General features: G+C 67.5%; 7 protein-coding genes and 1 pseudogene. 4 read left to right on the top strand and 4 right to left on the bottom strand.

Features of this window, described 5'->3' with window-relative positions; genetic code table 11:
• The 3 genes from A9X05_RS09460 to A9X05_RS09450 all read right to left on the bottom strand — a co-directional run.
• On the bottom strand, positions 1 to 538 hold a 538-nt coding region (locus A9X05_RS09460; protein WP_156669978.1), incomplete at its 3' end, for an alcohol dehydrogenase catalytic domain-containing protein.
• A gap of 20 nt (positions 539 to 558) precedes the next feature.
• On the bottom strand, positions 559 to 969 hold the full coding sequence (locus A9X05_RS09455; RefSeq protein WP_067780862.1) for an SRPBCC domain-containing protein: 411 nt from the start codon (positions 967 to 969) through the stop codon (positions 559 to 561).
• Positions 966 to 1,292 carry a helix-turn-helix transcriptional regulator gene (locus A9X05_RS09450; protein WP_067750483.1) on the bottom strand — a complete coding sequence of 109 codons (327 nt, stop codon included), beginning with the start codon at positions 1,290 to 1,292 and terminating at the stop codon, positions 966 to 968. Before A9X05_RS09450 ends, A9X05_RS09455 begins: the two co-directional genes overlap by 4 nt.
• A 74-nt stretch (positions 1,293 to 1,366) precedes the next feature.
• On the opposite strand from A9X05_RS09450, the gene A9X05_RS09445 reads away from it, so the two are divergent.
• Positions 1,367 to 2,089, top strand: a complete 723-nt coding sequence (locus tag A9X05_RS09445; RefSeq protein ID WP_067780859.1) for an MBL fold metallo-hydrolase — start codon at positions 1,367 to 1,369, stop codon at positions 2,087 to 2,089.
• Here A9X05_RS09445 and A9X05_RS09440 read toward each other — a convergent pair.
• Positions 2,086 to 2,460, bottom strand: coding sequence for a hypothetical protein (locus A9X05_RS09440; RefSeq protein WP_067750487.1), 375 nt, complete (start codon positions 2,458 to 2,460; stop codon positions 2,086 to 2,088). The genes A9X05_RS09445 and A9X05_RS09440 overlap by 4 nt on opposite strands.
• A gap of 323 nt (positions 2,461 to 2,783) precedes the next feature.
• Here A9X05_RS09440 and aceA point away from each other — a divergent pair, with 323 nt between their 5' ends.
• The 3 genes and pseudogenes from aceA to A9X05_RS30960 all read left to right on the top strand — a co-directional run.
• On the top strand, positions 2,784 to 5,075 hold the full coding sequence (aceA, locus tag A9X05_RS09435; RefSeq protein ID WP_067780856.1) for an isocitrate lyase ICL2: 2,292 nt from the start codon (positions 2,784 to 2,786) through the stop codon (positions 5,073 to 5,075).
• A 413-nt stretch (positions 5,076 to 5,488) separates the two neighbouring features.
• Positions 5,489 to 5,692 (top strand): hypothetical protein, encoded by a 204-nt coding sequence (locus A9X05_RS09430; protein WP_156736588.1) that lies wholly within the window; start codon positions 5,489 to 5,491, stop codon positions 5,690 to 5,692.
• Positions 5,693 to 5,850: 158 nt separating this feature from the next.
• Positions 5,851 to 6,030: pseudogene (locus A9X05_RS30960) on the top strand (hypothetical protein); the annotation flags it as partial.

Below are 6,030 nucleotides of genomic sequence, written 5' to 3'. Positions count from 1 at the left end.
GCCTCTGATGCTTGGCGGGTGATGCGGTTCCATGCACCTCGGCCCCGGCCGCTTTCGCGAACTGAACGGCCGCGATGCCCACGCCGCCGGCCGCGGCATGCACCAGCACCCGTTCACCGGCGCGCAGCGACCCGTACCCGTGCAGGGCGGCCCACGCGGTCGCGTAGTTGACCGGGACGGCGGCGCCCTGTTCGAAGCCCATCGCGGCCGGCAGCGGCACGGAGTCGCTCGCCGTCACGTTGACGACCTCGGCGTAGCCGCCGAACCGCGTGCCCGCCAGCACCCGTTCGCCCACGCGGCCGGGATCGACGCCCTCGCCGACGGCCTCGACCGTCCCGGCGACCTCGTAACCGACCACCGCCGGAAGTTTCGGCGCGTCTGGGTACAGGCCGACGCGGGCGAGGTGATCGGCGAAGTTCACCCCCGCCGCGCGCACCGCGACCCGCAGCTGTCCCGGGCCCGGTGGCGGCGGATCGGGCCGCTGCTGCACCCGCAGCACCGATGGATCGCCGCGCTTGGTGATGACGACTGCACGCATTGCACTTCCTCCCCGGCGGCTCAGGCCCGGTTGACGGCGTCGGCCAGGCGGGGGAGGACGACGCCGGACCAGCCGGGCTCCATCCGCCGGAAGGCGTCGGCCATCCTCTTGTCGTCCAAGTCGAAACCGCTGTGTTCCAGGAACACTCGGGTGCCGTCACCCTCCGGCTCCAGGCGCCAGGTGAGCGTCCACGCGGGCGTGAAGGTGTACACGAACCGGCGCGGGGGATCGACCTCGAGCACCTTGCATGGCTGCGTGCCGTAGCCCGGCATGTCGAGGGTGAACTGGTGGCCGACGACCGCGGCCACGTCGCCCTCGGCCCACCACAGCCGCAGCAGGTCCGGCTCGGTCAACAAGCGCCACACTTTCGCAGGCGGGGCGGCCACGAACTGATCCACCCGGATCGTCGCGGGCGTCGACGTCTCGGTCATTCCCACTCCTCTGCCGTCTCGGCGAGTTTGGCCAGTCGTGCTCGCCAGAACTTCTCGAACGGATGCAGCCACTCACCGAGTTGCGCCAACGGTTCCGCGGTCAGGTGATAGATGCGATGCCGGCCCTGCGGCTCGTCGGCCACCAGCCCGGCGTCGCGCAGAACCTTGAGGTGCTCGGCGACCGCGGGGCGGCTGAGGTCGAACCGCTCGCAGAGTTTCCCGGCGGACAGCGGCTGGCGGGACAGGATCTCCAGGACTTCCCGCCGCACGGGATTGGCCAGCGCGAGGAAGACGCGGTCGGTGCCAGCCACGCCCGGCAATATATGTCGGATATTTCCGACGTGTCAACCATCCCGGGCGCCCGCAGCGGGCCGCGGTGACCGCTATCTTCCCGGTTATGCACTTCGCCTGGGAGCGGCTGACACCCAGCGTGCAGCGCTGCCGGCTGGCGTTCTGCGACGTGACCGTCGCCCTGGTGCGGGGCCGCACCGGCGCGCTGCTCGTCGACACCGGCACCACGCTGGTCGAAGCCGACGCGATCGCCGCCGACGTCCGCGAGCTCGCGGGACGACCGGTCACGCATGTCGTGTTGACGCACAAGCACTTCGACCACGTCCTGGGCTCTTCGGCGTTCGGCGGAGCTGAAATCCTTTGCGCCCCTGAGGTCGTCGAATACTTGTCGTCCGCCGTCGATCGCCTTCGTTCGGATGCCGTCAGTTATGGCGCGGACGCCGCTGAGGTCGACCGCGCGGTCGCGGCGCTGAAGCCACCGCGGCGCGGCGTCCACGACGCGGTCGTCGACCTGGGCGACCGCTTCGTGACGATCGCCCACCTGGGCCGGGGACACACCACCGCGGACCTGGTCGTCATCGCGCCCGGCGTCGACGGCGAAGACGACCCGGTTGTCGTCTTCACCGGTGATCTCGTCGAGGAGTCCGCCGACCCCGATATCGATGCCGATTCCGATCTGGCCGCCTGGCCGTTCACCCTCGATCGGATACTCGCGGCGGGCGGACCCGAAGCCATCTACGTGCCGGGCCACGGAAGCGTCGTCGACGCCGGTTTCATCCGCCGCCAGCGGGATTGGCTGGCCCGACGAGCGGGCCTCGAGCCGGGTTAGACGCGCGGGCCGGTGCAGGCGGCGATCAGGGCATCCGGGTCGGTGACACTGACCCATAACTCGCGCAGCGAAATCGTTCGGCCCACGGCTTTCGCCTCCACCGGTGGCTCAATCGTCAAGGCCACCAGGCCCTTACCCGAACCGTTGACGAGCCAGCGTCCACCCGAATAGTGCACCCCCAAGGTGAAGACCCGGTCGTCCGCCCGCTCGGCCCGGGTGATCGACGCCAGCGGTACGTGAGCGTCGAATGCCCAACCCATCTTGACGTGTAGGGTGCCGGCATCCACCCTGAGCTCGCTGCGCTTGGGTCCCATTCCGACGGGAACCGAAAGCGGTAGATACCACCGGTCATAGCGCAATTCCGTCTGCACGGCGATTACCCTACCTCTTGTTTGCTGGATTCGCCGGTTTTTCGTATTTCAACTCTTCCGGCCAGTCAGGGCAAGAGCTGGATGCTATCGACAACCATTGCAGCACAAAGATTCTCATCGAATCCGAAATGCGAGCGCCGGTTCGGGCCGTTGCGGCGATACCGACGATCTTGTGTGCCCGGCGGCCTCGTGGCGCCGGCGCGGGCCGGAGTAGGGCAGTTGGCAACAGTTTTGGCACGGGTCTTTCGACCCCTGATTTATCCCTCACCCCCGGGGATAGACTCACGTTCAAGGGAATCGTGCCGAACAGGGAGCGTAGGGCCATGGCCATCATTGACTCGGACACCGAAGTCCGGACCTCGTACGAAGACGACATCGCCGCCACCCAGCGATACATGGACGGCCCGCGGTTCGCCGGAATCACTCGTCTCTACACGGCCCGCCAGGTAGTGGAACAACGCGGCACGATCCCCACCGACTACATCGTGGCGCGCGAGGCGGCGGCGGCCTTCTACGACCGGCTTCGCGAGCTGTTCGCCACCAAGAAGAGCATCACCACGTTCGGGCCCTACTCGCCGGGCCAGGCCGTGGCGATGAAGCGGATGGGCATCGAGGGCATCTACCTCGGCGGCTGGGCAACGTCGGCCAAAGGCTCCACCACCGAGGACCCCGGCCCGGACCTTGCGAGCTACCCCCTGAGCCAGGTGCCCGACGACGCCGCGGTACTCGTCCGCGCCCTGCTGACCGCCGACCGCAACCAGCAATACCAACGGCTCAACATGAGCGAGGCACAGCGAGCCAGCACGCCCGCCTACGACTACCGCCCGTTCATCATCGCCGACGCGGACACCGGCCACGGCGGCGATCCGCACGTGCGCAACCTCGTCCGCCGCTTCGTCGAGGTGGGCGTCGCCGGCTACCACATCGAGGACCAGCGCCCCGGCACCAAGAAGTGCGGCCACCAGGGTGGCAAGGTGCTGGTGCCCTCCGACGAACAGATCAAGCGGCTCAACGCCGCTCGCTTCCAGCTCGACGTCATGCGGGTGCCGGGGATCATCGTCGCCCGCACCGACGCCGAGGCGGCCAACCTGATCGACAGCCGCGCCGACGAGCGCGACCAGCCGTTCCTGCTCGGCGCCACCAACCTCAACATCCCGTCGTACAAGGCCTGTTTCCTGGCGCTACTCCGCCGCTTCTACGAGCTGGGTGTCAAGGAACTCAACGGCCATCTCCTCTACGCCCTGGCGGATTCGGAGTACGCCGCGGCCAGCGCCTGGCTGGAACGCCAGGGCATCCAGGGACTGATCTCCGAGGCCGTCAACGCCCGGCGCGAAGACGGGCAGGGTTCGATCGACGACCTCTTCGACCAGGTCGAGTCGCGGTTCGTGGCGGCCTGGGAGGACGACGCCGGCCTGATGACCTACGGCGAGGCCGTCGCGGAGGTGCTCGAATTCAGCGAGAGCGAAGAGGACGAGCCGGTGGGCATGAGCCCGGCGGAATGGCGGCAATTCGCGCAGCGCGCGTCGCTCTACGCCGCACGGGAGAAGGCGAAGCAGCTGGGCGTCGACCCGCCGTGGGACTGCGAGCTGGCGAAGACGCCGGAGGGCTACTACCAGATCCGCGGCGGCATCCCCTATGCGATCGCCAAGTCGCTGGCCGCGGCGCCGTTCGCCGACGTGCTCTGGATGGAGACCAAGACGGCCGATCTCGCCGACGCCCGGCAGTTCGCCGAGGCGATCCACGCCGAGTTCCCCGAGCAGATGCTGGCCTACAACCTGTCCCCGTCGTTCAACTGGGACACCACCGGCATGACCGATGAGGAGATGAAGCGCTTCCCCGAGGAGCTCGGCAAGATGGGCTTCGTCTTCAACTTCATCACCTACGGCGGCCACCAGATCGACGGCGTCGCCGCCGAGGAGTTCGCGGCGTCCCTGAGGCAGGACGGCATGCTGGCGCTGGCTCGCCTGCAGCGCAAGATGCGCCTGGTGGAGTCGCCGTATCGCACGCCGCAGACGCTGGTCGGCGGGCCGCGCAGCGATGCGGCGCTGCAGGCGTCCTCGGGCCGGACCGCGACCACCAAGGCGATGGGCAAGGGTTCGACCCAGCACCAGCACCTCGTGCAGACGGAGGTGCCCAAGAAGCTGCTGGAGGAGTGGCTGGCGCTGTGGAGCGAGCACTACCAGCTCGGCGAGAAGCTGCGCGTGCAGCTGCGGCCGCGCCGGCCCGGCTCGGACGTATTGGTGCTGGGGATCCACGGAAACGGGGACGAGCAGCTGGCCAACGTCGTGTTCGACCCGATCAAGGATCGGCACGGCCGCAGCATCCTCACGGTGCGCGACCAGAACACGTTCGCCGAAAAGCTGCGCCAGAAGCGGTTGATGACGCTGATTCACCTATGGCTGGTGCACCGCTTCAAGGCCGACGCGGTGTATTACGTGACGCCGACCGAGGACAATCAGTATCAAACGTCGAAGATGAAGTCCCACGGCATCTTCACCGAGGTGAACCAGGAGGTCGGCGAGATCATCGTCGCCGAGGTGAACCGTCCGCGCATCGAGGAGTTGCTGAAGCCCGATCGCGTGGCGCTACGGAAGCTGATCACCAAGGAAGACTAAGGAGCGGCCCTCGAGCGAACCGCGGTTCGCTCGAGTTCTGCCTACGCCATCGCTCAGAGCGGGGCTTTGGCGTCATGCCGCGAGCGGACTATCCAATTTACGAATAAGAAAGTTTCTTACCGGCGCATAACCAGAATCCCGCATAGCAACAGTTGTCCGCGGATACGATTTGACTCGCCGATGGTCCATTAGCCCGAGATGGGCCATCGGCTCCTAACGCGCCCCGGTTCCGCGCAAGCGTCTCGTCACGCCAAGTCCCGTTTCCTCAGCCCTTTACCGCTACTGGCGGCCAACGGGGTGCACCGCGCATGGGTGACGGCAAAAACTTGTCTGGAGCAACAGTTGCACAGGTGTAGAATTTGGGTATGGATGCGCGCCACCTCCAGACGCGCACAAAGGGAAGGGAGTGGCTGATGAAGGCGCAGATGAGAACGGCGGTTGCGGTGTTCGGCGGGATGGCCGCGGTGGTCCTGGCGGTCGGATTCGGCGGTTTCGGCGTCAGCCCGACCGCCGGCGCGGCGACGCACGCGACATCCGGGATCACGGCGGCACCGACGGTCGCGTCCGGTGCCCACCCGGCCACCCTGGCGGGCTGCGTGTCCGGTCTCGACTGCTAACCCGACCTCCTTTTCTCCGATGGCCCATCCCGGTGATGGGCCATCGGCGTCTCCGCGGGTTGGAGCCCCCGCACCGCGACCCGTTTGCCCGGCCGTGTGCCGGGGTAAGGAGAAGTGGACCAGTTGCCGTGGTGCAAGTGGGGATTGGGGACTTCCAGATGAGATCTGCAGCCAGAAACTCGGTCGCGCTCTTCGGTGGCGCGGCCATGCTCGTGCTCGCGGTCGGATGCGGCGGCGGCAACAAGGGGACGAACAGCACCACGACCACGCCCACGACCACGCCGTCGAACACCGAACTTGCCGCCATTCACCGCCGGTACTCCTTTGCCGCCGAGCGT

The sequence above is a fragment of the Mycobacterium sp. E3298 genome (genome assembly GCF_001666895.1).
In the GTDB taxonomy this organism is placed as follows: Bacteria; Actinomycetota; Actinomycetes; order Mycobacteriales; family Mycobacteriaceae; genus Mycobacterium.
The sequence above is the reverse complement of the archived record's forward strand: the minus strand, read 5'-3'. Positions and strand labels throughout refer to the sequence as shown.